Source organism: Nocardioides oceani (assembly GCF_030412965.1).
GTDB lineage: Bacteria > Actinomycetota > Actinomycetes > Propionibacteriales > Nocardioidaceae > Nocardioides > Nocardioides oceani.
Genome location: NZ_JAUHJQ010000204.1, coordinates 1 through 258, shown reverse-complemented (window position 1 = coordinate 258; position 258 = coordinate 1). Strand labels below are relative to the sequence as shown.

Annotated in this window: 1 pseudogene; it reads left to right on the top strand. The window is 77.9% G+C overall.

The window, feature by feature from the left end:
* Positions 1-258, top strand: a pseudogene (locus QWY28_RS23800) (Fe-S cluster assembly protein SufD); the annotation flags it as partial.

The following is a 258-nucleotide window of genomic DNA, read 5'->3' as shown; positions in this document are numbered from 1 at the left end:
CGAGCAGGCGCGCGAGATCGGTGAGCTGGCGCCCAACGACCGGCCCTCCGCGCTGGCCGTCGCGAACGCCGGCGGCGCGGTGCTGCTGGACGTCCCGGCCGCCCTCGAGGCCACCGCGCCGGTCGTCGTGACGCTGCCCGGCGCGGGCGCCGAGGACCTCGTGTGGGGCCACGTCGTGGTCCGCCTGGGCCGGCACTCCAAGGCCACGATCGTGCTGCGCCACACCGGCTCGGCCCGGTACGCCGCCACCACGACCGT